Source organism: Nonomuraea sp. NPDC003709 (genome assembly GCF_040610775.1).
GTDB classification, from domain to species: Bacteria; Actinomycetota; Actinomycetes; order Streptosporangiales; family Streptosporangiaceae; genus Nonomuraea; species Nonomuraea angiospora_A.
On record NZ_JBEXMW010000008.1, the window covers coordinates 195660 to 219028 of the forward strand.

At 69.9% G+C, this 23369-nt stretch carries 17 protein-coding genes; 11 read left to right on the top strand and 6 right to left on the bottom strand.

Translation table 11 applies throughout. From position 1 onward, the window contains the following. The first annotated feature begins 166 nt into the window (after positions 1-166). Positions 167-2230 carry an alpha/beta hydrolase-fold protein gene (locus tag ABZX61_RS25260; protein ID WP_355198157.1) on the top strand — a complete coding sequence of 688 codons (2064 nt, stop codon included), beginning with the start codon at positions 167-169 and terminating at the stop codon, positions 2228-2230. On the opposite strand, the gene ABZX61_RS25265 is transcribed toward ABZX61_RS25260, so the two are convergent. Next, on the bottom strand, positions 2202-3680 hold the full coding sequence (locus ABZX61_RS25265; protein ID WP_355198159.1) for an Nramp family divalent metal transporter: 1479 nt from the start codon (positions 3678-3680) through the stop codon (positions 2202-2204). The genes ABZX61_RS25260 and ABZX61_RS25265 overlap by 29 nt on opposite strands. 219 nt (positions 3681-3899) lie before the next feature. After that, positions 3900-4523: a nuclear transport factor 2 family protein gene (locus ABZX61_RS25270; RefSeq protein ID WP_355198161.1), complete on the bottom strand. Its 624-nt coding sequence runs from the start codon at positions 4521-4523 to the stop codon at positions 3900-3902. A 261-nt stretch (positions 4524-4784) separates the two neighbouring features. Here ABZX61_RS25270 and ABZX61_RS25275 point away from each other — a divergent pair, with 261 nt between their 5' ends. After that, a complete protein-coding gene (locus ABZX61_RS25275; protein WP_355198163.1) occupies positions 4785-5978 on the top strand; it encodes a hypothetical protein in 1194 nt (397 codons plus the stop codon). A gap of 583 nt (positions 5979-6561) precedes the next feature. Here the strand turns inward: ABZX61_RS25275 and ABZX61_RS25280 are convergent. Then, entirely contained in the window at positions 6562-7185 is a 624-nt protein-coding gene (locus ABZX61_RS25280; RefSeq protein WP_355198165.1) for a VC0807 family protein, read from the bottom strand. A 124-nt stretch (positions 7186-7309) separates the two neighbouring features. On the opposite strand from ABZX61_RS25280, the gene ABZX61_RS25285 reads away from it, so the two are divergent. Then, a complete protein-coding gene (locus ABZX61_RS25285) occupies positions 7310-7867 on the top strand; it encodes a TetR/AcrR family transcriptional regulator C-terminal ligand-binding domain-containing protein (RefSeq protein ID WP_355198166.1) in 558 nt (185 codons plus the stop codon). Positions 7868-8165: 298 nt separating this feature from the next. Here ABZX61_RS25285 and glgC read toward each other — a convergent pair whose 3' ends face one another. After that, on the bottom strand, positions 8166-9401 hold the full coding sequence (gene glgC, locus ABZX61_RS25290; RefSeq protein WP_355198168.1) for a glucose-1-phosphate adenylyltransferase: 1236 nt from the start codon (positions 9399-9401) through the stop codon (positions 8166-8168). Positions 9402-9584: 183 nt separating this feature from the next. On the opposite strand from glgC, the gene glgA reads away from it, so the two are divergent. Beyond that, on the top strand, positions 9585-10757 hold the full coding sequence (gene glgA / locus ABZX61_RS25295) for a glycogen synthase (protein ID WP_355198170.1): 1173 nt from the start codon (positions 9585-9587) through the stop codon (positions 10755-10757). Between the two features lie 50 nt (positions 10758-10807). On the opposite strand, the gene ABZX61_RS25300 is transcribed toward glgA, so the two are convergent. Then, a complete protein-coding gene (locus ABZX61_RS25300; protein WP_355198172.1) occupies positions 10808-11968 on the bottom strand; it encodes a helix-turn-helix domain-containing protein in 1161 nt (386 codons plus the stop codon). Between the two features lie 91 nt (positions 11969-12059). On the opposite strand from ABZX61_RS25300, the gene ABZX61_RS25305 reads away from it, so the two are divergent. Continuing rightward, the gene (locus tag ABZX61_RS25305) at positions 12060-15395 is read left to right on the top strand and encodes a S8 family serine peptidase (protein WP_355198174.1); all 3336 of its coding nucleotides are present in this window, start codon (positions 12060-12062) and stop codon (positions 15393-15395) included. Between the two features lie 48 nt (positions 15396-15443). Here the strand turns inward: ABZX61_RS25305 and ABZX61_RS25310 are convergent, their stop codons facing one another. Continuing rightward, the gene (locus ABZX61_RS25310; protein ID WP_355198176.1) at positions 15444-15848 is read right to left on the bottom strand and encodes a nitroreductase family deazaflavin-dependent oxidoreductase; all 405 of its coding nucleotides are present in this window, start codon (positions 15846-15848) and stop codon (positions 15444-15446) included. A 141-nt stretch (positions 15849-15989) separates the two neighbouring features. On the opposite strand from ABZX61_RS25310, the gene ABZX61_RS25315 reads away from it, so the two are divergent. Genes ABZX61_RS25315 through ABZX61_RS25340 form a run of 6 tightly spaced genes read left to right on the top strand, consistent with a single transcriptional unit; the run spans position 15990 to position 23364 of the window. Next, positions 15990-17021, top strand: a complete 1032-nt coding sequence (locus tag ABZX61_RS25315; RefSeq protein ID WP_355198178.1) for a LacI family DNA-binding transcriptional regulator — start codon at positions 15990-15992, stop codon at positions 17019-17021. Positions 17022-17042: 21 nt separating this feature from the next. Beyond that, positions 17043-18308 (top strand): sugar ABC transporter substrate-binding protein, encoded by a 1266-nt coding sequence (locus ABZX61_RS25320; protein ID WP_355198180.1) that lies wholly within the window; start codon positions 17043-17045, stop codon positions 18306-18308. Positions 18309-18324: 16 nt separating this feature from the next. Then, complete coding sequence (locus tag ABZX61_RS25325; RefSeq protein WP_355198182.1) at positions 18325-19248, top strand: sugar ABC transporter permease; 924 nt, start codon at positions 18325-18327, stop codon at positions 19246-19248. Beyond that, on the top strand, positions 19245-20066 hold the full coding sequence (locus ABZX61_RS25330) for a carbohydrate ABC transporter permease (protein ID WP_355198184.1): 822 nt from the start codon (positions 19245-19247) through the stop codon (positions 20064-20066). The genes ABZX61_RS25325 and ABZX61_RS25330 overlap by 4 nt, the downstream gene beginning before the upstream one ends. 11 nt (positions 20067-20077) lie before the next feature. After that, a complete protein-coding gene (locus ABZX61_RS25335; RefSeq protein ID WP_355198185.1) occupies positions 20078-21583 on the top strand; it encodes a glucoamylase family protein in 1506 nt (501 codons plus the stop codon). Next, positions 21580-23364 carry a hypothetical protein gene (locus ABZX61_RS25340; RefSeq protein ID WP_355198187.1) on the top strand — a complete coding sequence of 595 codons (1785 nt, stop codon included), beginning with the start codon at positions 21580-21582 and terminating at the stop codon, positions 23362-23364. The genes ABZX61_RS25335 and ABZX61_RS25340 overlap by 4 nt, the downstream gene beginning before the upstream one ends. Positions 23365-23369 lie beyond the last annotated feature (5 nt).

Genomic DNA, 23369 nt, shown 5'->3' on the forward strand with positions numbered 1-23369 from the left:
TGTACAGCGACAGGTGCCCGCCCAGCAGCTCCCGCGTCTCGTCGAGCTGCCGTCGCAGCTGCCCGGCGCGCCCGGCCGGTAGGCGGTTGACACCGCCACACCTTCACCACGAAACTCTCCCGAAACACCGCAAGGTGCGTACTGTAAACGTTTACGGGAGCGGTTGATGCGCAAACCCCGCTGGCTCGCCGTGCTCGCCGTCCTGGCGTCACTGACCTTCCTGGCCGCTCCGGGCGAGACGGAGGTACGGGCGGGCGGCACGCTGGCCGCCGGCTCCGCCCCGTCGCGGGCACTGGGCGAGAACATCGCCTTCAACGTCTACCTGCCCACCGGCTACGACCGTGGCACCGACCGCCACCCCGTGCTCTACCTGCTGCACGGCCGGGGCGACACCATGCAGGCGTGGACCCGGGTCAAGACCCTGCTCGACGACATGATCCGTACCAGGCGCATCCCGCCCGTCATTGCCGTCATGCCGGACGCCCCCTGGAGCGAGCGTGGCAGCTGGTACGCCGACTCGCGCTACACCGGCGCCGACCTGCCGGGAAAGCCGGTCGAGACGGCCCTGACCAGGGACCTGGTGGCGTACGTGGACGCGACGTACCGTACGGCGCCCATCAGGGAGGCCCGCCTGGTCGGCGGGTACTCGATGGGCGGCGCGGGCGCGCTGCGGTTCGCGCTCGCGCACCAGGACCTGTTCAGCGCCGCCGCCGTGCTCAGCCCGGCCGTCTACACGCCGCTGCCGCCGTCCGACTCCTCCGCCCGCGACTACGGGGCGTTCGGCAAGGACGGCGAGAAGTTCTCCGACGAGGTCTACCGGGAGCTCAACTACCCGGCGCTGCTGCCGAAGCTGGATCCCGACCTGCCGGTGCGGCTGTTCATGGCGGTCGGCGACGACGAGTACGCCAACCCGGACCCCGCCGACGCCCGCCACGACCTGGACTTCGAGTCCGCCGCCCTCTACAACGCCGCCCGGCGCTCGCCCGCGCTCTCCGCGCAGCTGCGCGTCCTGGACGGCGGCCACGACTGGACGGTGTGGGAGCCCGCCTTCGAGCAGGCCATGGCCGAGCTCGGCCCGGGCCTCAGCGTCACGCCGCCGACCGGCCTGCCCGCCCCGCTGTACGGAACGGCCGGCCCCGACTGGGCCGGGGGAGTGGCGGCCCACGCGGACGGCTCCCTGACCATCGGATACGCGGCCGGCGGGAACGCGGTCCTCACCCGCGTCGGCGGCTGGACCAAGCAGCTCGGCACCGCGGCCGACGAGCGGTTGTACGGCGTGGCGGCCCTGCCGGACGGCGGCGTGCTGGCGGCCGGCTACACCAAGGGCGACCTGGACGGGCGGCACGCGGGCAACACCACGGACGACGCGTTCGTGGTCAGCCTCGACGCCGGCGGGGCCGTCCGCTGGATCACGCAGTTCGGCGTGCCGGGCGTGGCCGACCGCCTCTACGGCCTGGCCGCAGCGCCTGACGGCGGCGCGTACGTCGTGGGCTACACCAAGGGTGCGCTGGACGGCGCCAACGCCGGCGACAAGGACGCCATCCTCGCCCGTCTCACTCCTGGCGGCGAGGTGTCCTGGATCCGCCAGTACGGCGGCGCGGGCGAGGACAAGGCCTACGGCGTCGCCGCGGACGCCTCGAACGTCTACGTCACCGGCGGCGCCGGTGCCGCTGTACCGGGCACGACCACGCCCGGCGGCTGGCTGGCCGCGTTCACGACGGACGGCACCAGGAAGTGGGCCGCCACTGCGGGCGGCACCGCGAGCGACCGGCTGAACGCGGTGGCCGTCACCACGACGGGCCTGGCCGTGGCCACGGGCGGCGTCGGCGGGGACGCGTACACCGCCGCCTACACCAGCCAGGGCAAGCAGCGCTGGCAGCACACCCTGGCCACCCCTCTTGCCGAGGCCGGCGCCGCCGTGGTCCCGCTCGCGGGCGGCGAGGTCGAGGTCGCCGGCTACACCCGGGGCCGGGTGAGCGTACAGGCGGGCAGCGCCGATGTTCTGACGCTGCGCCTGGACGGCAAGGGCCGCCAGCGCGCCGCGGCCCAGCTCGGCACCGCCAGGGACGACGGCGTGGACGCCTTCGCCGAGCCCAACCTGTACGCGACCGCCACCCCGTCGGGCGAGGTGGCGATCACGGGCCTGACCTACGGCGTCCCGAAGGGCGGCGACGCGCCGGGCAACGGCGACGTCTTCCTCGTCAGAACGTCACCAGCGGGTCCCCGATGAAGTCGGCGATGAAGTTCACGAAGAAGAAGCCGAAGAACAGGAAGTTGAGCACGAGGATGACGTAGTGCCACGGGCGCGGGCGGGCCGGGCGCGGCAGCTTGCTGTTCAGGTACATGAGCAGGAACGGGTAGATCAGCGCGCCCAGGTTCGACATGTTGGCCGACCACTCCACCAGGCCGACCGGCAGCGACTGGAAGATGATGATCGAGATGAGGACCAGCAGCAGGATCATGAACGGGTAGTAGAACCGGCGCGGGTCCCCCGCGATCAGGGCGCGCAGGCGCGGGCTGGTGGCGTTCGCCGCGTCGGTCGTCACCCGTACCATCGCCTCGAAGATGCCGAGCTGGGTGGAGAAGAGGATCAGCACGCCGATCACGAGCGCGGCGTAGAAGCTCACCGGCCCGTACCGGTCGCCGAGCGCGCTGGCCACGAACGTCGGCACGTTCGCCCGGGTGGGCTTCTCCCCGGCCATCGTGACGGCCTGCGCCATGAGGATCGTGGGTAACAGCATGCCGAGGATGGCTCCGACGAAGAACACGCCCCACATGTCGGTCAGCAGCAGCCGGTACCACCTGCGCCACAGCCCCCGGTTGAGCTCGTCGTCGGGGAACGTCACGCCGCTGGCCAGGATCTCGCGCCGCTCGCCGCGCAGGCCGGAGATGTAGCCGACGCGGTAGCCCATGCCGTAGCCCTTGTCGCGGTAGTGGCCCATGACGTACCAGTTCAGGCCCGAGGCGAGCGCGGTGAACCCGGCCAGGGCGCCGAGCTGCGTCGCCGTGATCCCGGCGGGCGGGGCGGCCGGGGTGAGGAAGCCCCGGATGCCCTCCCACCACTGGCTGAACGGCACCACGAGCAGGTCGACGGCCAGGAGGGCGAGGAGGATGGTGCCGACCATCAGCCAGTTCGCCAGCTCGAGCGCGCGGCTGACGCGCTTGGCCCCCGCGGTGATCAGGAACACCAGCACCAGCAGGCCGATGGCCCACCAGCGCGGCTCGAGGTCATCGACCGCGGGTGGGACGCCGTGGACCAGCGCATACACACCCTGACCCGCCGACGCGGCCCATCCGCCCGCGATGAACGCGAAGATCACGATGAGCACGGACAGCGGCACCCAGAGCGGCCACCCCGGCGGCACCCGCCCCCAGCCGACCACCGGCGTCTCGCCGGTGGCGAGGACGTACCGCGAGCACTCGACGTTGTAGAAGGTCTGCAGCAGCGCCGACACGACGATGACCCAGCCGACGCCGACGAATCCGTACTGGCCCACGTTCAGGGGGCCGAGCAGCCACTCACCGCTGCCGATGGAGATGCCGAGCGCGATCAGGCTCGGGCCTATGGCGTACTTGAACAGTTCCTTGGTGCCGATCTTGGAGACCTTGAAGACCTCTTCCGGCGTGGGCAGGTCGGTGACTTCGAGATCCGGTCGGCTTACTCCGAGTGGGTGCGACATCTCACTGCCTCCTGCCGCCAGGGTGATCCTCGACTTGGTCGTCTACAAGACCCAAATGCATACAGAATGCGGAATGCCGAACCACGGGGCCATTGGGGTCGTGGGGTTACCGGTCGCTGGACCCCTGACCCACAAGCCCTGGTTCCTGGCCCCTAAGCCCTGGCCTCGAAGCCCTGAGCCATGAGCCCTGGGGTCTGCTTTGAACCCCGGGGCTTGCGGTCAGGCGTACTGCAGATCGGCCCGGACGATGCGTCCGTCGGAGACCGTGAAGTCGTAGTGTGCCCGCCACCCGCCGGATCCCGCGGGGGCCCAGTGGACCAGGAGCTTCTGCCCGTTCGACCGCCGCTCGGCGATGGAGACCACCTTCAGGGTGCCGCCGATCACCTCGGCCCGCGCCCACTCGCGGATGGCGTCGTGCCCGCGGATGGGACGGGTGACGTCGACGACCACGCCGTCCGAGGCGAAAGCGCCGACCAGGGCGTCCAGATCACGAGCGTTCACGGCGTCCACGTAGGCCCGCACCTCCCGCGCCACCCCCGCATGCCCGCCGGCGGCAGCGCTCGGCAACGCGCCCCGACCGCTGGAAGGGCTTCCGGCGTCGCCGTTGTCGGGGTCAGCCTCCGAGCCGCTTGCGGGGCAGGTAGCGGAGCCCGGCGATATGGACTCCTCGGCGGCGGGGCTCTGCGATGTGGATCGGCCGGTGGCGGGGCTGGCGGCGAGGTCGGCCGTGAGGCAGGTGCTGGGAGTGGTGGCGGGGGTGGTCCCGCAGGCGCTTGCCAGTAGTGCGCAGGCGGCGAGTGACGTCGCCACCGTCCACCGCCCGCGCCGAAGTCGCGTCGTCATGGTGGCGATGATGTGGTGCCCAAGCCCCGCAGGTCCAAGACCTGGGGCCATAACCAAAAGCTATCGCCTTTGGGAACGATCTTCCCAAGATCGACATCACCGCTCAACTGGCCGCATGTGTCGTCAGCTGAGGACATACCCGAGCGATCTTGGTTGAGGACGTCGACAAAGTGACGAGAGGTTCCGGGCGTGCCGTTACGCCGCGTTACGGTGATAACTACTTAGAGTGACAAAGTCACCACGTGATAACGGGGGGAGATCATGAAAGGTAACTTCATAGCAGCCGGAGCCGGTGGTGCGTTGATCGTCGCTGCCGCGCTTGTCGGGCTGGCCGGCCCGGCCAGTGCCGCTCAGGGCGACCTTTGCGTATCCGATGCCTGGAGCACGCTGAAGATCGACAAGACCGGCGTGTACGCCGGTCGTCGCAATGCAGACGCCTGTGACAAGCACGACGGTTCGTTCCGTAAGCAAAAGGACGACGAGAAGCAGCACGACTTCGACCGGGACGAGAAGGACTTCGACTCGCACGACCAGGAGAAGTTCGACCGGGACGAGAAGGACTTCGATCACGAGAAGTTCGATCGGGACGAGAAGGACTTCGATCACGATCGGGACGAGAAGTTCGATCGGGACGAGAAGTTCGATCGGGACGAGAAGTTCGATCGGGACGAGAAGTTCGACCGGGACGAGAAGGACTTCGACTCGCACGACCGGGAGAAGAAGGACTTCGACTCGTACGAGCAGGACGATTCCTACGGCCAGGATGACTCCTACGGCCAGGATGACTCCTACGAGAGCGACGAGAAGAAGGACGACTTCGACCGGGACGAGAAGAAGTTCGACGACCAGAAGAAGCGCGACAAGAAGTTCGACTACGCCGATTACGACGAGAACGCGTACGACACCGACCGGTACGAGAAGGATTACGACTCCTACGACCAGGACGAGAAGGCGTACGACAGCGACCGGTACGAGAAGGACTACGACTCCTACGACCGGGACGAGAAGAAGTTCGACGACGAGAAGTTCGACAAGAAGAAGCACGACGAGAAGTCCTACGACTCCGACGAGTCCGAGCAGTCGTACGACTACGACCAGGACGAGCAGAACTACGACGAGTCCTACGAATCCTCTCGTGACGAGAAGCAGCGCAACGACGGGTTCGAGAAGAAGAAGAACGACTACGACGACGAGAAGTACGACTCCTACGACAACGAGAAGAAGTACGACTCTTACGACGACGAGAAGTACGAATCCGACGACGACGAGAAGTCTTACGACTCCTACGACGACGACCGGAACGAGAAGAAGCACGGCAAGAGGCACGACGACAACGACGACGACCACAAGCACCACCACCACTGGGGTTGGCCCTACAAGTGGGACAACGCCCACGGTTGGTGGCCTTGGAACGGTGACTGGGGCTACTACTGGCCTTGGGGCGCTCGCTACTGACGGACAGTTTGATTCGGGCTCTCGGGGACGCGTCGCGGCGCGCCCCGGGACCCCACCCCGCCGCACATCCCCACCCCTGTGAACCGATCTCCGCAGCCGGGTGCCAGATATTCGCACTCAGCGCTTGATGGGAATGTGCGCCCCTCCTCTCACTTGTCCGCGCCCCTGCTCGCGCAGTCGGACGCGGCAACCCTCCCCCCTGCACGGCCAGGCAAAGGGCGCTGCTCGCGCTGCCGGATGTGGCGCCTTCCAGCCCTTGTACGGTTTGAGCAAATGCATTCAGATGCCGTTTCCTCCGACGCCTGTGCGGCCAGGCGAAGAATGCTGCTCGCGCGGTCGGACGTGACGTCTTCCGCCCTCTGCGCGCTGAGTGAAGTGCAGCCTTCCGCCCCTCTGTGTGTGCAGTCAGGTGCTATGCCCTTCGACGTTTCTGTGGCTGTGGGAAGGGTGCTGCTGCCCGTGTATTCGGATGTGACGTCTTCTGGCCCCGTGCGGCAGGCGACGTGCACTCGGGCGCTATATCTTCCGATCCCTGGCGCGTCTGGGCGGAGGGGGCTCTGTGCGGGCGGGGTGGGGGGTGAGGTTATGTGGTTTGGTGGTGGGCTGTGGCGGCTTGTTCGCCGCGGCGGCCGTACCAGGCGCTCCATGCCGCCACCAGCGTCAGCGTGCCGATCAGCAGGGCCGACGACAGGCCCGCCATGATGTCCACCGGGAGCAGGTAGATCAGCGGGATCCGCACCACCGACTCGGTCACCAGGGCCGCGGCCCAGGTCAGCGTCATGACCATGTACACGCGCCGGAACTTCGGGTCCGCCTCGTAGAGCACGTCCCAGCGGGCCGCGGTGGCCGCGTCGTCGGCGCCGAAACGCTTGGCCATCCCGTACGCCGCCGGGTGGCCCGCCGCGCAGGTGGCCACCAGGACGACCGCCATCACGCCGGTGGTGGCGGACTTGACGGCGAGCATGAAGCGTTCGTCGCCGGTGAGGAAGGCGAGTGCGAGCCCGAGTCCGAAGATCAGGCACATGAAGGCGGCGAAGCCGTCCAGTCGGCGTTCCCGGATCCCGACGTGGGCGGCGCGCACGAAGCCGGTCAGGGAGGCGCCCAGCAGGGCGAGGTGCTCGTTCACGCCGAGGGCGCGTAAGGCGTAGTACGCGGCGACCGGCGGCAGGACGTCCCACAGGGCGACCTTGATCAGAGAACGGTTCACGTGCGGCTCCTTTCGTCGGAGCGCCGGCGGATGTGTCCGCTCGCCCCCTTAACGCGAAGAATTTCGCTTCAAGGTAAACACGGTGGAAGTCCTAATGCAAGAGGTCTCGCGTTAAGGTGGGTGCATGCAACCCGCACGACGGCCTGGTGGCCGCACCGCGAAGGTCCGCGCGGCCGTCCATGACGCGGTCATCGACCTGTTGCGTGAGGAGGACTGGGACACGCTGAGCATCGCCCGCGTGGCCGAGCGATCAGGTGTTCACCAGGCGACGATCTACCGCCGCTGGGGGACGCTGCCCGCGCTGGTCGACGACGCGGTGACCGAGCAGCTCGCGAAGGGCTCGCCGGTGCCCGACACGGGCTCGCTGCGCGGCGACCTGGAGGCGTACGCGATGCAGGCGGCGGCCGATGTGGCCGGTCCGCTGGGCCACCTGTACGTGCGGGCGGCCCAGGTCAGCACGCGCAGCGAGGACTACCAGACGTTCATGGCTGAGCGGGCCGTGCAGCTCGAGGTCATGCTGACGCGGGCGCGGGAGCGTGGCGAAGATCCGCCTGGGCTGCTGGAGCTCATGGAGGTGGTGCTCGCCCCGATCTACTACCACGCGATCTTCTTCAACCGGCCGATCGGACCCGAGCACGCCAGGACGTACGTGGACCGGTTGCTCAGACTGCGGGCCGGTTAGGTGGGCGACTGCCAAGGCTGCGGGCTGGGTGGGCGCTCAGGTGGTCAGGCGACGGGCTGGATGGGCGTGCGTGGGCCGGCTGCTCGGCCCGTGGGTCGGGTCGGGCCGCGGGCCGGCTGAGACTGCGGGTCGGGTCGGGTCGGGCCGCGGGCCGGCTGAGACTGCGGGTCGGGTCGCAGGCTGCTTGGGCTGTGGGCTGCTTGGGCGTGCGTGACCGGCCGGTCGGCGCAGGCTGCAGGTTGGCGCAGGCTGCCGGCCGGGTGGTGTGCGTGGGGTGGCTCGGGTGTGGGCCGGGTGGTCAGCGGTCGACGATCTCGTTCTTGCCGATCACCACAACCCCTCCCCTGGTCAGGGCGAACCGGGTGCGGTCGTAGTCGAGGTCGAAGCCGATCCTGGCGCCGTCGGGGATCACGACGTTCTTGTCGATGATCGCCTTGCGGATGACGGCGCCCCGGCCGACCTTGACGTTCTCCATCAGTACGGAGTCCTCCACCAGCGCGTGCGAGTGGAGCACGACCTTGGGCGACAGAATGGACCGGATCGCCGTGCCGCCGGAGACGATCACGCCGGGCGACACCAGCGAGTCGATGGCCCGCCCCACCCGATCACCGTCGTTGTGCACGAACTTGGCCGGGGGCAGCGGATCGTGGCCGGTGAAGATCGGCCACTTGTCGTTGTAGAGATTGAAGACGGGGTGCGCCGAGATGAGGTCCATGTGGGCCTCGTAGTACGCGTCGAGCGTCCCCACGTCGCGCCAGTAGCCGCGGTCGCGCTCGCTGGAGCCCGGCACGATGTTGTTCTTGAAGTCGTAGACGTCGGCCCCGCCCGACTTGACGAGCATCGGGATGATGTTGCCGCCCAGGTCGTGCTTGCTGGTCGGGTCGAGCGCGTCCTCCCGCAGCGCGTCGATCATCGACTGGGTCTTGAACACGTAGTTGCCCATCGACGCGTACACCTCGTCGGGGGAGTCCGCCAGCCCCACCGCGTCCTTCGGCTTCTCCCTGAACGCCACGATCCTGCGCCCCTGCGGATCGGTCTCGATCACGCCGAACTGGTCGGCCAGCGACAGCGGCTGCCTGATCGCCGCCACCGTCACGTCGGCGCCCGAGTCCTCGTGCTGCTCGACCATCTGACGCGGATCCATCCGGTAGATGTGGTCCGCCCCGAACACGATCACGTGCTCGGGCATCTCGTCATAGATCAGGTTCAGGTTCTGGAACAGCGCGTCCGCGGACCCCGAGAACCACCGCGGGCCGAGCCGCTGCTGCGCGGGCACGGGCGTCACGTAGTTGCCGAGCATCGCCGACAGCCGCCAGGTGCGCGAGACGTGCCGGTCAAGACTGTGGTTCTTGTACTGGGTCAGTACGACGATCTTCAAGAAGCCGCCGTTCGCCAGGTTGGACAGGACGAAATCGACGAGCCTGTATATCCCCCCGAACGGCACCGCCGGTTTCGCCCGATCCGCCGTGAGCGGCATGAGCCTCTTGCCCTCTCCACCTGCCAGCACAACCGCAAGCACCCTCCGGGACCTCATGCCCAGGACGCTACCCTCAAATGGCCGATCTATCGACGAATCCCGGCATGGAGACCTCCCTTCGTGTCCAGATTTGTTGCGCAATGGACGTCGGGAGATCGTCGAGCCGCTCAGGTTGACCTCTGGCGCGAAACTCGCTGCTTGTGGTGGCCCGCCGGCCGCGGCCCACCATAAGGTCGTCTCATGCGTGTTGATCTGCTCAGCCGGGAGTACCCGCCCGAGGTGTACGGCGGGGCCGGGGTGCACATGGAATACCTGGCCAGGGAGCTGCGGAAGCTGGCCGACGTACGCGTGCGCTGCTTCGGAGCCGACCGCACCGAGCCCGGCGTCTCGGCCTACCGGGTGCCCGAGGGGCTGGCGGCCGCCAACGCGGCGCTGCAGGTGCTCGGCGTGGACCTGGAGATGGCCGCCGCGTGCGAGGGCGCGGACGTCGTCCACTCGCACACCTGGTACGCCAACTTCGCCGGGCATGTCGCGAAGATGCTGCACGGCATCCCGCACGTGATCACCACGCACAGCCTGGAGCCGCTGCGGCCGTGGAAGGCCGAGCAGCTCGGCGGCGGCTACACGATCTCGTCGTGGGCCGAGCGCACCGCCCTGGCGAGCGCGGACGCGGTCATCGCGGTGTCGGAGGGGATGCGCCGCGACGTACTGTCGGCCTACCCCGAGATCCCGCCGGACAGGGTCAGCGTCATCCACAACGGCATCGACACCGTCGAGTACGCCCCCGACCGAGACCTCGACGTGCTGGAGAAGCACGGGGTGGACCCGCACCGCCCGTACGTCGTCTTCGTGGGCCGCATCACCCGGCAGAAGGGCCTGGTCCACCTCCTGCGCGCGGCGCGGGCCTTCGACCGGGACGCCCAGCTCGTGCTGTGCGCGGGCGCGCCGGACACGCCGGAGATCGCGGCGGAGGTCACCGAGCTGGTACGCGGCCTCGACCGGGACGGGGTGTTCTGGATCCAGGAGATGCTGCCCAAGCCCGAGGTCATCCAGCTGCTGACGCACTCGACGGTGTTCGTGTGCCCGTCGGTGTACGAGCCCATGGGGATCGTGAACCTGGAGGCGATGGCCTGCGAGACGGCCGTGGTGGCGACGGCCACCGGCGGCATCCCCGAGGTGGTGGCCGACGGGGAGACGGGCCTGCTCGTCCCGATCTCCCAGGGGCCTGACGGCACGCCGTACGATCCCGACCGGTTCGCCGCCGACCTGGCCGAGCGCGTCAACGCGCTGCTGCGGGACCCGGCGCGGGCCAAGGCGCTCGGGGTGGCGGGGCGGGCCAGGGCCGTCGAGCACTTCTCCTGGGAACGCATCGCCCACCGCACCATGGATCTTTACGCGACCCTGCGGCCCTGAGGCCCCACGAGGGTTCTCACGGGGCGGTCCCGCCACGGTGGTAGAGGATGTCACACCAGGCCGCGGCGGCTGGCCTGGGCGCCGGCTTGGAAGCGGGTCTCCGCGTTGAGCTCGTCCAGGAGGTGACGCAGCCGACGGCGGAGGGTGCGGGGGCTGGTGCCGAGCTGGCGGGCGATGGCGTCGTCCTTGAGCCCGGCCGCGAGCAGCGCCAGGAGCCTGCGGTCCTCCAGGCTGAGCGCACCGGCCGCAGGGCTGAGGGCACCGGCCGCAGGACTGAGCGTCCCCGCGGCAGGGCCGGGCGCACCCGCAGTACGGCCGAGCGCCCCCTGTGCAGGACCGAGCGTTCCCTCCGCAGGGCTGAGCGGTCCGGCCTCAGGGTCGAGGTCGGCGACCGGTGATCCGGGATCGGTCGTCTCCGGCCGCGAATCACCGAGCTCCTGCCACAGCTCCGGCCGTACCGGAAGCGCCTCCCGCCACATCCGCTCGAACAGCTCCACCAACGCCATCACCATGGTGGACCCCGTGATCAGCACGCCGCGCGTCAACGGCGGGTCCATCTGCAGAGGCATGACCGCCCGCCACCGGTCGACGATCGCCATCTTGAACGGCAGCTCCGGCAGGACCCGCGCCTCCTCGCCCGCCTTGATGAGGCTGCCCACCTCGTCGAGCGCCCCCGTGTGGTCGAAGGCCTCCGGCACGTAGATGGTCCGGTAGCGGACGCCGCTGCGGAGCAGGCCGGTCTGGAGCGGGTTGTGGTAGTCCAGCACGTACGGCGGCCGGTCGAAGGTCAGCACCTCCTCCTTGGCCTCCTGCTGCAACCGTACGTACCACCGGGCCTGCGCCTCGGGCCCGGCCAGGACCTCCAGCTGACCGCCCTCGCCCGTGCCCTGGCCGACCGTGCGGAAGGCGGCCTCCAGCTCGTCGGCGGTGTCGGTGAGCCGGTCGAGCTCGCCCTGCATGCCGCGCACCAGCGAGCGGATCGCGGCGCCCGGGTTCGTCGCCGTCCAGCGGGGCGAGCGGCCCCACAGGCGGCTGACCATCCCCTTGGCGCGCAGCCGGCTCAGGGACGACTGGATGCGCCCCGCGCTCTCGCCGCTGCGCCTGACCAGCTCCTGCACGGTGATGCCGGGACTGGCCAGCACCCCGCGGTAGACCCGCTCGTCGAAGGCGCTGATGCCCACGACCTCCAGCGCCCGCCCCTCCTCAAGCATGCCCACGATCTTGGCCAATTCCGGCAGTTGCCGCAATAGGCCACATCAACCACCTTGTCAGCAAATTTCACTGACAATTAGAAATCGGGGTGTGCTTCAGAGAACCGCCCTTCTGGGCGTCGTGGTAACGGCCCTGATCGCCGCCGCCACGCCGGCCCAGGCGGCCCCCGCCCCCGCCCCCTCCGCCAAGGCGACCGCCCAGCCGGACAAGCCGTCCGGACCGCCCAAGACGATCACCCTCATCACCGGCGACAAGGTCACCCTCCGCGAGCTCCCCGACAAGCAGACCCAGCTCGACGTCAAGCCCGGCCCCGGCAGGGAGAAGGTCACGTTCGTGCACCGTCGGGGCAAGGACGGGCTCAGCATCGTCCCCACGGACGCGATGCCCCTTCTGGCCGCCGGCCGCCTCGACCCCCGGCTGTTCAACGTCACCCGGCTCGCCGCGCTCGGCTACGACGACGCCGCCAGCCCGGCGCTCCCGCTGATCACGACGTACCCGGACCAGGCCGGCGTCGCCACGCTGCGCGCCGCGGGCGGGCGCCCGCTGCCCGCGATCAACGGCGTCGCGCAGAGCGAGCCCCGCACCGGCGCGGGCACGCTGTGGAAGTCCCTGACCGGGCAGGCCAGGACGGCCGCGGCCGCGCCCGAGAAGATCTGGCTGGACGGCAAGGCCAAGCTCTCCCTCGACGTCAGCGTCCCGCACATCGGCGCGCCCCAGGCCTGGGCGGCCGGCCACACCGGCAAGGACGTGCCCGTCGCGGTCCTCGACTCCGGGTACGACCCCGGCCACCCCGACCTCCAGGGCCTGGTCACCAAGACCCAGAACTTCACCGACGAGCCCGACGTCCGCGACCTCAACGGCCACGGCACCCACGTCGCCGCCACCATCGCCGGCTCCGGCGCCGCCTCGGGCGGCAGGTACAAGGGCGTCGCCCCCGGCGCCAAGCTGCTGATCGGCAAGGTCTGCGTGCAGAGCGGCTTCTGCCCCGACTCGGCCATCATCGAGGCCATGACCTGGGCGGCCGAGAACGGCGCCCGCGTCGCCAACCTCAGCCTCGGCGAGCCCGACTCCATCGGCGTGGACCCCGTGGAGCAGGCCGTCAACAGCCTGTCGGAGAAGTACGGCACGCTGTTCGTCATCGCCTCGGGCAACGACGGCCCCCAGACGGTCGGCTCCCCGAGCACCGCGGACCGCGCGCTCTCCGTCGGCGCCTCCTACCGCGACGACGACACGGTCGTCCAGTTCAGCAGCACGGGCCCGCGCGTGGGCGACGCCGCGGTCAAGCCCGACCTGATCGCGCCGGGCGTGGGGATCGTCGCCGCGCGGGCCGCGGGCACGGGCCTGGGCTCGCCGATCGACGACTCGTACACCGAGCTGAGTGGCACCTCCATGGCCACCCCGCACGTGGCCGGAGCCGCCGCGATCGTCGCCGGGCAGCACCCCGACTGGAAGGCCGACCGGATCAAGTCGGCGCTCATGGCCTCCACCGCGCCCGGTGACGAGCTGGGCGCCTACGTCCAGGGCTCCGGCCGCGTGGACGTCGCCCGCGCCGTCACCCAGCAGATCACCGCCGAGCCCGCCGCCCTGAACCTGGGCGAGATCGAGCTGCCCAGCCCCGCGCCCAGGGAGCAGACGCTCACCTACCGCAACGACGGCGACGCCGCCGTCCGGCTGGACCTCAGCGTGATCGCCAAGGACGGCGAGGGCGCGACGGTGACGCCGTTCAAGCTCGGCGCCCCGGCCGTGGAGGTGCCCGCGCACGGCACCGCCCAGGTCAAGGTGACCGCTCAGCCGGGCCCGATCGGCACGTTCAGCGGAACGGTCATCGCCAGGAACGCCGACGTCACCGTCCGCACCGGCATCGGCATGCGGGTCGAGCCGGAGAAGCGCTCGCTCAAGCTGACCTTCACCGGCACGGACGGGCGGCCCGCGCAGGCCGCGTTCGCCGGCGTGATCGACCTCGAGGCCAAGGAACAGGTCAACTACGACATCGCCGGCGGCACGCTGGACCTCAGGCTCCAGAAGGGCCACCGCTACACCGTCGTCACCCTCATGATGGACAGCGACGGCACCTTGGTGATGGCCGCCGACCCGGAGTTCACGCTCGACGCCGACCGCACCGTCGCCGCCGAGGCCCGCAAGGCCCGTCCGGTGACCGTCCGTACGGAGGAGCCCACCGCGCGGCTGGCCGTCGGCATGCTCGGCATGCTCCAGCTCGCCGAGGGCGTGCAGGCCATGGGCGTGGACGTCGACCTGGCCGGCATGTGGGGCGCGGAGCGCGTCGAGGGCATCAAGGCCATCCCGACGGCCCGCACCGTGAGCAAGAACTTCGCCTTCTACCGGTGGACGCAGTGGGCCAAGCCCAAGGCCGACAGCAGCTATGACGACAGCCCGTACTTCTACCACCTGATGAAGGCCGAGCCGCGCATCCCCGCCGACCCCGGCTACCAGCCGCGCCGCCGTGACCTCGCCGAGGTCACCTCCACGTACGCCACGCAGCACGACGCCAAGTTCGGCGAGCGCTTCGCCCTGCCGGTGCTGTACGGCAAGGAGCTGGCCTGGATGCCGTACGGCCAGGTGTCGCGCTTCTCGCTGCCGTTCCGCAGGACCGAGTACTACACGCCCGCCGACACCGGCTGGTACCCGTCCTTCATCCAGTATCAGACGCCGCCGGACGGCTGGGACGACGTCGACCAGTTCTTCTTCGGCGACATCACCTCCTACCGGGCCGGCACGAAGACCACCGACCGCTGGAACGCCGGGGTCTTCGCGGCCGCGCTCAACCCCGACGGCGACTACAACTGGCGCGACGAGAACCTGATGCAGTTCTCGGCCGGGCTGTTCGAGGACAGCACGCCGGACCGCGTCTCCTACGGCGACTACATCGCCCCGCAGGCCAAGGTCTACCGCGACGGCAAGGAGATCTACGCCGCCGACTACCTGCCGGGCTCGGTCGACGTGCCCGCCGAGACGAAGGCGAGCGAATACCGCCTGACCATGACCGCCGACCGCGAGGCGAAGCAGACCAAGGTCTCCACCCGGGTCAGCGCCGAGTGGAAGTTCAGGTCGAAGTCGGCCGAGCCGGGCAAGCGCCAGGTGCTGCCGCTGCTGACCGTCAAGATCGCCCCTGAGCTGGACGACCGCAACCGGGCGGCGGTGGGTCTCATGAGCATCCCGCTGAGCGTCCAGCGCCAGGACGGCTCGCCCGACCTGCCGCTGCGCAAGCTCACGGTGGACATCTCCTACGACGACGGCCGCACCTGGCTGCCCACGCTCGTGCACCCGGCGGGCAACGGCACGTGGGCCGCGCAGACGTGGCACCCGGTCAGCGCGCGCGGCGGGTTCGCCTCGCTGCGCGTCAACGCCGCCGACACCGGCGGCAACGGCTTCACCGAGACCGTCATCAGGGCCTACCAGCTCAGGTGACGTGATGGGAGCCCCGTCGCGCCCTGACCGGGCGCGGCGGGGCCCGCGTCACTTGACGCGTTCGAGCACGACGACCGGGATATCGCGGTCGGTCTTCTTCTGGTATTCGTCGTAGTCCGGCCAGGTGCGGGCCATCAGCTTCCAGAGCTCCGGCTTCTCCTCCTTCGAGGCCGTACGGGCTCGGGCCGTGAACTTGTCGCCCTTGACCTGCACCTCCACCTCAGGGTTGGCCAGGATGTTCTTGTACCACTCGGGGTGGTCGGGATCCCCGCCCTTGGACGCGACGACCACGTAGTCGTCGCCGTGCTTCTGGTAGATGAGCGGCGTCGTGTAGGAGCGGCCGGACTTGCGGCCCTTCGTGGTGAGGAGGAGGACTGTCGTGTTGTTCCAGTCGTGTCCCTCCTCGCCGTTGGTCTCCTGATAACGCTGGACGTGTTCCTTGCCGTAGAGCATGATCCACAACTACCCATCGAGGGCGTGACCTCACCGTTACTCGCCGGGGTCTGTACGAGAAGTTAACAACCCTGGCAGGATGCATGTGTGTAAGCGCTTACAGTCCAAAGTGGAAGCGCTTACACAACAGGGAGACGCTCGATGGACGTGACCATCTACGAGGTGGCCCAGCGGGCCGGCGTGTCGATCGCGACCGTGTCCCGGGCGCTGCGCGGCACCGGCCCGGTCGCGGCCAGGACGCGCGAGAAGGTGCTCAAGGCGGTCGAGGAGCTCAACTTCACGCCCAGCCGCCTCGGGGTGAGCCTGGCCGAGGGCCGCCACGCCGCCAACGGCATCGTCTTCCCCGACCTCGCGGGCCCTTACTACACCGAGGTCCTGCTCGGCTACGAGGAGGTCGCCTCCGAGCTGGGGCGCTCCGTCGTCATCCTGTCCACCAAGGGGCGTACGCGGGTCAACGACCTGGTCAAGGACCTCGCCGGGCGGGTCGACGGCATGCTGATCTTCGGTCACACCGTCCCCGAGCCGCTGGTCGCCGAGCTGGTGCGGCTCGGCATGCGGCTGGTGTTCATCTCGCGCGACCCCCTGACCGGCGCCGACACGCTGCGCAGCGAGAACCGGGCCTCGGCGGGAGAGCTGGCCGCCCACCTGGCCGGGCACGGCTACGAGCGCTTCGCCTTCCTCGGTGCGCCCATGGCCAGCCAGGACGACGTGGACGAGCGCTGGCAGGGCGTGCGGGCGGTGCTCGGCGGCGCGATCGAGGCCGTGGACACGCGCCACTACACCGTCGAGTGCGGCTTCGAGGCCGCCAGGGACCTGCTCAAAGGCAAGGGCCGGCCCGAGGCGATCATCTGCTCCGACGACGAGGTGGCGCTGGGCGCGCTGCTGGCCGCCGAGGAGCTGGGCCTGAGCGTGCCCGGCGACCTGGCCGTGACCGGCTGGGACGACATCATGGCCGCCCGCCACGCCCGCCCGGCGCTGACCACCGTACGCCAGCCCATGCGCGAGCTCGGCGCCCGCGCCGCCCGCGCGCTCGATGAGCTGATCACCCGCGCCCGCGACCTGCCCCGCCACCAGAGCCTGCCCACCGAGCTGGTGGTCCGCTCCAGCTGCGGCGACCACCCCGCGTCACCGAGCCCTGACCGCCGAGCCGGAGATCCGTTCCGGCCGCGGTGACCAACCCCCAGGAGGTAGTCCGTGAACACCACCACCCGGCGCGCCGCGGGAGGCGTGCTGGCCCTCGCGATCCTGGCGGCCGGCTGCGGCCGCAGCGCAGACAGAACTCCTGAGCAGGCACAGAACGTCACGACCGGCAAGATCACGGGGGAGGTCACGGTCTGGGCGATGGGCGAGGAGGGCAAGGCGCTCGGCGCGTTCGTCAAGGACTTCGAGGCCGCCAACCCGGGCGTGAAGGTCAACGTCACGGCCATCGGCTGGGACGTGGCGCACGACAAGATCACCGCGGCCATCGCGGGCAGCGCCACGCCGGACGTGAGCATGGTCGGCTCCACCTGGTCGGGCGAGCTGGCCAAGACCGGCGCGCTGGAGCCGACCCCCGGCAACCTGGTCGACAAGTCCGTGTTCTTCCCCGGCGCCTGGCAGACGGTCGACGTCAACGGCACGGCGTACGGGGTGCCGTGGTACGTCGAGACCCGCGTCCTCTACTACCGCACCGACCAGGCGAAGAAGGCCGGCGTCGAGCCGCCGAAGACGTGGGAGGAGTTCACCGCGTTCGCCAAGGCGCTCAAGGAGAAGGGCGGCGCCAAGAACGGCTTCAACCAGAGTTACACGCAGGGCGCCTCCTGGCAGGAGGCGCTGCCGCTCATCTGGCAGGCGGGCGGCGAGATCGTCAAGGACGGCAAGTACACGTTCGACACCCCCGAGGCGCTCACGGCGCTCAAGCAGTACGCGTCGCTGTTCACCCAGAAGCTCGCCCCCAACAACACCCCGGAGGGCGCCTTCCCGCAGAGCTTCATCAAGGGGGAGGTCGGCGGCTTCTTCTCCGGCCCGTGGATGGTCGGCGTTGTGAACAACGACGGCGGCCCCGGCTTCAAGGACAAGTTCGACGTCGCGCCCTACCCCAAGGGGCCGGTCTCGGCGACCAGCTTCCTCGGCGGGTCCGACATGGTGGTCTTCAAGAAGGCCAAGAACCGCGACGCGGCCTGGAAGTTCATCCAGTGGCTGAGCGAGCCGAAGGTCCAGGCCAAGTGGTACACGACGGTGAAGTCGCTGCCCGCGGTCACGGCGGCCTGGCAGGAGCCGGAGCTGACCGCCGACAAGCAGCTCGCGGTCTTCGGCGAGCAGCTCAAGGACGCCAAGACGCCGCCGCCGTTCCCGACGTGGGAGCAGGTGGCCAGGGTGCTGGAGACCGAGCTGGAGAAGCTGGCCCGGGGCGCGCAGACGCCCGAGCAGACGCTCAAGGCGATCCAGTCGCAGGCCGACACCATCGGCACCGGTCTGTGAACAGGAGGGAGGGCCCATGAGCGTGGCGGTTCCCGCCCGCCGGGTGGCGCCGATCAGGCTCAGGGGCACGTTACGCCAGGCCGGCATCGGCTGGATCTTCATCCTGCCGTTCGTGGTGCTGTTCGTCGTCTTCTACCTGGGCCCGCTGCTGGTCGGCATCGGCATGAGCTTCACCGACATGCGCAGCACCGACGTGAGCGACCCGCTCGCCGTCAACGTGGTCGGGGTCGACAACTACCTGCGGCTCATGAACGACGGCGCCATGCGCAAGGCGGCGCTCAACACCGTGGTCTTCGTGTCCACCGCGCTGCCGCTGACCATCGGGCTCGGGCTGGCCGCGGCCGTGCTGCTCAACTCGGGGATCGCCCGGCTGCCGGCCGCGTTCTTCCGGCTCGGCTACTACCTGCCGAACATCACCAGCATCATCGGCATCGCCGTGGCCTGGAAGTTCCTGCTGGAGCCGGAGGCCGGGCTGGTCAACCGGCTGCTGGAGCTGGTGGGCGTCCAGGGCCCCAACTGGCTGCAGAGCACGTCCACCGCCCTGCCGTCGATCATCGTGATGACGGCCTGGCGCAGCTTCGGCTTCAACATGGTCGTGCTGCTGGCCGCGCTGCAGAGCATCCCGAGGGAGCTGTACGAGGCCGCCGAGGTGGACGGCGCCGGGCGCTGGGCCCGCTTCCGCGCGGTGACCGTGCCCTCGCTGCGGCCGGTGCTGCTGTTCTGCACCGTCTACAGCTCGGTCGGCTTCATGCAGTTCCTGGAGGAGCCGCTGGTCATGACCAGGGGAGGCCCGCTCGACTCCACGCTGTCGGCCTCGCTGGCCATCTTCGGCCAGTTCGGGGTCGGCAACTACGGCTACGCGGGGGCCGCCTCGTCCGTGCTGTTCGTGGTGATCGTGGCGCTGGCCGTACTGCAACTGAGGCTGGGGAGGCGCAGATGAGCCGGACCCGCCGCCAGCGCGCGGTCGTCTACCTGGGGCTGAGCCTGGGGCTGGCGCTGGTCGCCGGGCCGTTCCTGTGGACGGCGCTCAGCGCGGTCAAGCCGGAGCGGGAGATCAGGCGCGACCCGCCGACGTTCTGGCCCGAGACGTTCACGCTGGACAACTTCGCGGAGCTGTTCCAGCGGGTGAACATCGGCAACGCCTTCGCCAACAGCATGCTCATCGCGCTCGCGCTGGTCGCCACCAACCTGCTGTTCTGCTCCATGGTCGGGTACGCCTTCGCCAAGCTGTCCTTCCGCGGCAAGAACCTCGCCTTCGGCCTGGTGCTGGTGCAGCTCGCGATCCCGGCGATCGTGCTCATGGTGCCGCAGTTCGTGCTGATCGCGAAGCTCGGCATGGTCAACACGTTCATCGGGATCATCCTGCCGACCGTGGTGACGCCGCTCGGCGTGTTCATGATGCGGCAGTTCATCGCCGACCTGCCGGACGAGCTGATCCACGCGGCCAGGGTGGACGGCGCGGGGGAGTTCCGGATCTTCTTCACGATCATCCTGCCGCTGTGCGGGCCGCCGCTGGCCACGCTGGGGCTGATCACGTTCCTCGGCTCGTGGAACAACTTCCTGTGGCCGGCCGTGGTCGCGCAGAGCGAGAACATGTACACCCTCCCGGTCGCGCTCAACATCCTGAACGGGCACGAGGCCACCCACTACAACCTGCTGGTCGCCGGGTCGGTCGTGGTGATCGCGCCGATCCTGTTCCTGTTCGTCTTCCTGCAGCGCTTCTTCATCCAGGGCATCGCCACCACCGGCCTCAAGTAGAGGAGCCCCCCATGCGCAAGACAGTCCTGTCCGGCGTGCTCGTGCTGGCCCTGACGGTTCCGGCCGCCCCTGCCGACGCCTCAGAGAACAACACCCTGCTGCGCTATGCCAAGGACACCTGGCGGTCGATGGCCGCCATGGTGGAGCCGGCCACCGGCCTGCCCGCCGACAAGGTGACCGGCGACCTCGCGACCAGGGCGAAGGTCACCTCGCCCACCAACATCGGCACGTACCTGTGGAGCACTCTCGCCGCCCGCGACCTGCGCCTGATCAGCGGCGGGGACGCCGTCGCCAGGATCGGCCGGGTGATCAAGGCGCTGGAGGGACTTGAGCGGAACACGCCCACCGGCCAGTTCTACAACTGGTACGATCCCGGCACCCTCCAGTTGATCCACACCTGGCCGGAGACCGGCGATCCGGTGCGCCTGTTCGCCTCCAGCGTGGACAACGGCTGGCTGGCCGCGGCCCTCATGATGGTCCGCAACGCGACCCCGCAATACTCCGCCCGCGCCAACCGTCTGCTGACCTCCATGAACTTCGCCTCCTACTACGACCCCGCCGCCCGCCCCGACGCGGGCACCGGCCTGATCCGCGGGGGCTTCTGGCCCGAGCCGCCCGACGGCTGCCACGTCGCGAGCGACTACGCCGGCACCGGCACGACCGTCTACTCGACCTGCCACCACTACGGCGCGCCCGCCGAGACCCGCATCGGCCAGTACGTGGGCATCGCGCTCGGCCAGCTCCCGCGCGAGAGCTACTTCGGCCCGTACCGCACCTTCCCCGACAACGGCTGCGACTTCGGCTGGCAGGACCAGAAGCCGGTCGGCTCGTGGAAGAAGTACCTGGGCGTGAACGTCTGGGAGGGCACGTACGCCTACCGAGGCATGCGCTACGTCCCCAACTGGGGCGGCTCCATGTTCGAGGCCCTCATGCCGGACCTCGTGGTCCCCGAGGCGAAGTGGGCGCCCAAGAGCTGGGGCCGCAACCACCCGGTGTTCGTGCGCGCCCAGATCGAGCACGGCATGAACGAGGCCAAGTACGGCTACTGGGGCTTCTCGCCGTCCAACGACCCGCACGGCGGCTACCGCGAGTACGGCGTGGACCCGCTCGGCATGGACGAGCCCGGCTACACCACAGACCGCGAGCGCACCAGCACCGACCCCGGCTACGAGGGCTGCCGCCCGGCCAAGCCGGAGCCCACGGCCTACGGCGACGGCGTCGTGACGCCGCACGCCAGCTTCCTGGCGCTGCCGTACGCGAAGGACGCGGCCATCGACAACCTGGACAAGCTCCGCCGGAACTTCGACGCCTACGGCCCCGGCGGCTTCTACGACGCCGTCGCGGTCCGCTCGGGGGCCGTGTCCAAGTGGTACCTGGCACTCGACCAGGGCATGGTGATGGCCGCCCTGGGCAACGTGCTCACCGGCGGCGACCTGCACCGCTACTTCGCGGGCTCGGGCGTGGAGGCCAAGCTGCGCCCGGTAATGGAAATCGAGGAATGGAACGTCACTTCATGAACAAGGCTGCCCACCGCGACTGGCAGGAGCGCATCGGCCAGGAGTCCGGTGCGATCACCCCGGCCTCCCGGCCCGAGTTGCCGGCCCCGACGGGCCTGTCGGCGGTCCCGGGAGCGGGCCACGTGACGCTGACCTGGGACGCCGTGCCCGGGGCCATCGGCTACGTGGTGCACCGGGACGGGGCGCCGGCCACGCCGCCGGACGTGGACGTGCCCGCCGTCCCGTCCTGCCGGTACGTGGACACCGGCCACGGAGCGGCGTCCTACCAGGTGGCCGCCGTCGCCGCCGTGGACCACGCCGGCCCGCTGTCCGAGCCCGTCCAGGCCGCCCCGCTCGAAGGGCCGGCCGGGCTGTCGGTCCACGTGGACGCGGCGCGGGTGACCCGCGAGCTGCCGCGCCCGTGGGCGTACATGGTGGGGTCGGAGCACCTGTCGCACCTGCTGAGCACCGACGAGAGCGGCGGCCGGCCCATCGGCGAGGAGCTGGCCGAGGCGCTGCGCGTCATGCGCGACGAGCTCGGCGTCCAGACGGTCAGGGCGCACGCCATCCTCTGCGACGACCTGGGCGTCTACCGCGAGGTCGACGGTGAGGCGGTCTACGACTTCAGCCGCGTGGACGAGGTCTACGACAAGGTCGTGGCCCTGGGCCTGCGGCCGATCGTGGAGCTCAGCTACATGCCGCGCGACCTGGCCGCCGACCCCTCCAGGACCGTCTTCGGCTACGGCGCCGTCGTCTCGCCGCCGAAGGACTTCGAGGCGTGGAGCGACCTGGTCAGGGCGCTCGTGGAGCACCTGGCCGAGCGGTACGGGATCCACGAGCTGATCGACCACTGGGCCTTCGAGGTCTGGAACGAGCCGAACCTGGCCGTCTTCTGGACCGGCACGCCCGAGGAGTACTTCCTGCTCTACGACGTCACCGCCGCGGCCGTGAAGAACGTCCACCCGGACCTGCGCGTCGGCGGGCCCGCCTCGGCGGCCGACGGCTGGGTGGAGGAGCTGCTCGCGCACGTCGAGGAGTCGGGCGCGGCGCTCGACTTCGTCTCCAGCCACACCTACGGCAACGCGCCGCTCGACTGGCGTCCCGTCCTGGCCAGGTACGGCGTGGACGTCCCCGTCTGGTGGACCGAATGGGGGCCCACGCCCACCCACTTCCACGGCATCGGCGACGGGCCGTTCGGGGCGGCGTTCCTGCTGCACGGCATGAAGTCGGCCGCCGGCCGGATCGCCGCGCTGTCGCACTGGGTGGCCTCCGACCACTTCGAGGAGCTGGGCCGGCCGCCGCGGCTGTTCCACGGCGGGTTCGGCCTGCTGACGGTCGGCAACCTGCGCAAGCCCCGCTTCCACGCGCTCACCCTGGCCTCCCGGCTGGGTGACGCGGAGCTGGCCGCCACGCTCGACGGCGACGTGGCCGGCGTCGAGGCGTGGGCGGCCCGGCACGAGGACGGCAGGATCGGCGTGCTGGTCTGGAACGGCACCCTCAACCACGCCCAGGCCGACGGCGCCCCCGAGCTCACCCGTACGGTGTCCCTGACCGTCGACGGGCTCGCCGGCGGGGAGTACACGGTCACCCACCACCGCATCGACCGCGACCACTCCAACGTGCAGGCGGCCTGGCAGGCGATGGGCGGCGGCGACTGGCCGGCGGACGAGCAGTGGGACAAGCTCCACGCCGCCAACACCCTGGACGAGGTGGCCCCGCCGGCCACGGCCGCCGGGAGCACGGTCACCCTCGAGTTCGATCTGCCCATGCCGGGCGTGTCCTTCATCGAGCTGACACCGTAAAGAGC

Coding starts and splice junctions, on each gene's coding strand:
- ABZX61_RS25260 (WP_355198157.1), top strand. CDS start 167: ATGCGCAAACCCCGCTGGCTCGCCGTGCTCGCCGTCCTGGCGTCACTG.
- ABZX61_RS25265 (WP_355198159.1), bottom strand. CDS start 3,680: ATGTCGCACCCACTCGGAGTAAGCCGACCGGATCTCGAAGTCACCGAC.
- ABZX61_RS25270 (WP_355198161.1), bottom strand. CDS start 4,523: ATGACGACGCGACTTCGGCGCGGGCGGTGGACGGTGGCGACGTCACTC.
- ABZX61_RS25275 (WP_355198163.1), top strand. CDS start 4,785: ATGAAAGGTAACTTCATAGCAGCCGGAGCCGGTGGTGCGTTGATCGTC.
- ABZX61_RS25285 (WP_355198166.1), top strand. CDS start 7,310: ATGCAACCCGCACGACGGCCTGGTGGCCGCACCGCGAAGGTCCGCGCG.
- glgC (WP_355198168.1), bottom strand. CDS start 9,401: ATGAGGTCCCGGAGGGTGCTTGCGGTTGTGCTGGCAGGTGGAGAGGGC.
- glgA (WP_355198170.1), top strand. CDS start 9,585: ATGCGTGTTGATCTGCTCAGCCGGGAGTACCCGCCCGAGGTGTACGGC.
- ABZX61_RS25300 (WP_355198172.1), bottom strand. CDS start 11,968: ATGCTTGAGGAGGGGCGGGCGCTGGAGGTCGTGGGCATCAGCGCCTTC.
- ABZX61_RS25310 (WP_355198176.1), bottom strand. CDS start 15,848: ATGCTCTACGGCAAGGAACACGTCCAGCGTTATCAGGAGACCAACGGC.
- ABZX61_RS25315 (WP_355198178.1), top strand. CDS start 15,990: ATGGACGTGACCATCTACGAGGTGGCCCAGCGGGCCGGCGTGTCGATC.
- ABZX61_RS25325 (WP_355198182.1), top strand. CDS start 18,325: ATGAGCGTGGCGGTTCCCGCCCGCCGGGTGGCGCCGATCAGGCTCAGG.
- ABZX61_RS25330 (WP_355198184.1), top strand. CDS start 19,245: ATGAGCCGGACCCGCCGCCAGCGCGCGGTCGTCTACCTGGGGCTGAGC.
- ABZX61_RS25335 (WP_355198185.1), top strand. CDS start 20,078: ATGCGCAAGACAGTCCTGTCCGGCGTGCTCGTGCTGGCCCTGACGGTT.
- ABZX61_RS25340 (WP_355198187.1), top strand. CDS start 21,580: ATGAACAAGGCTGCCCACCGCGACTGGCAGGAGCGCATCGGCCAGGAG.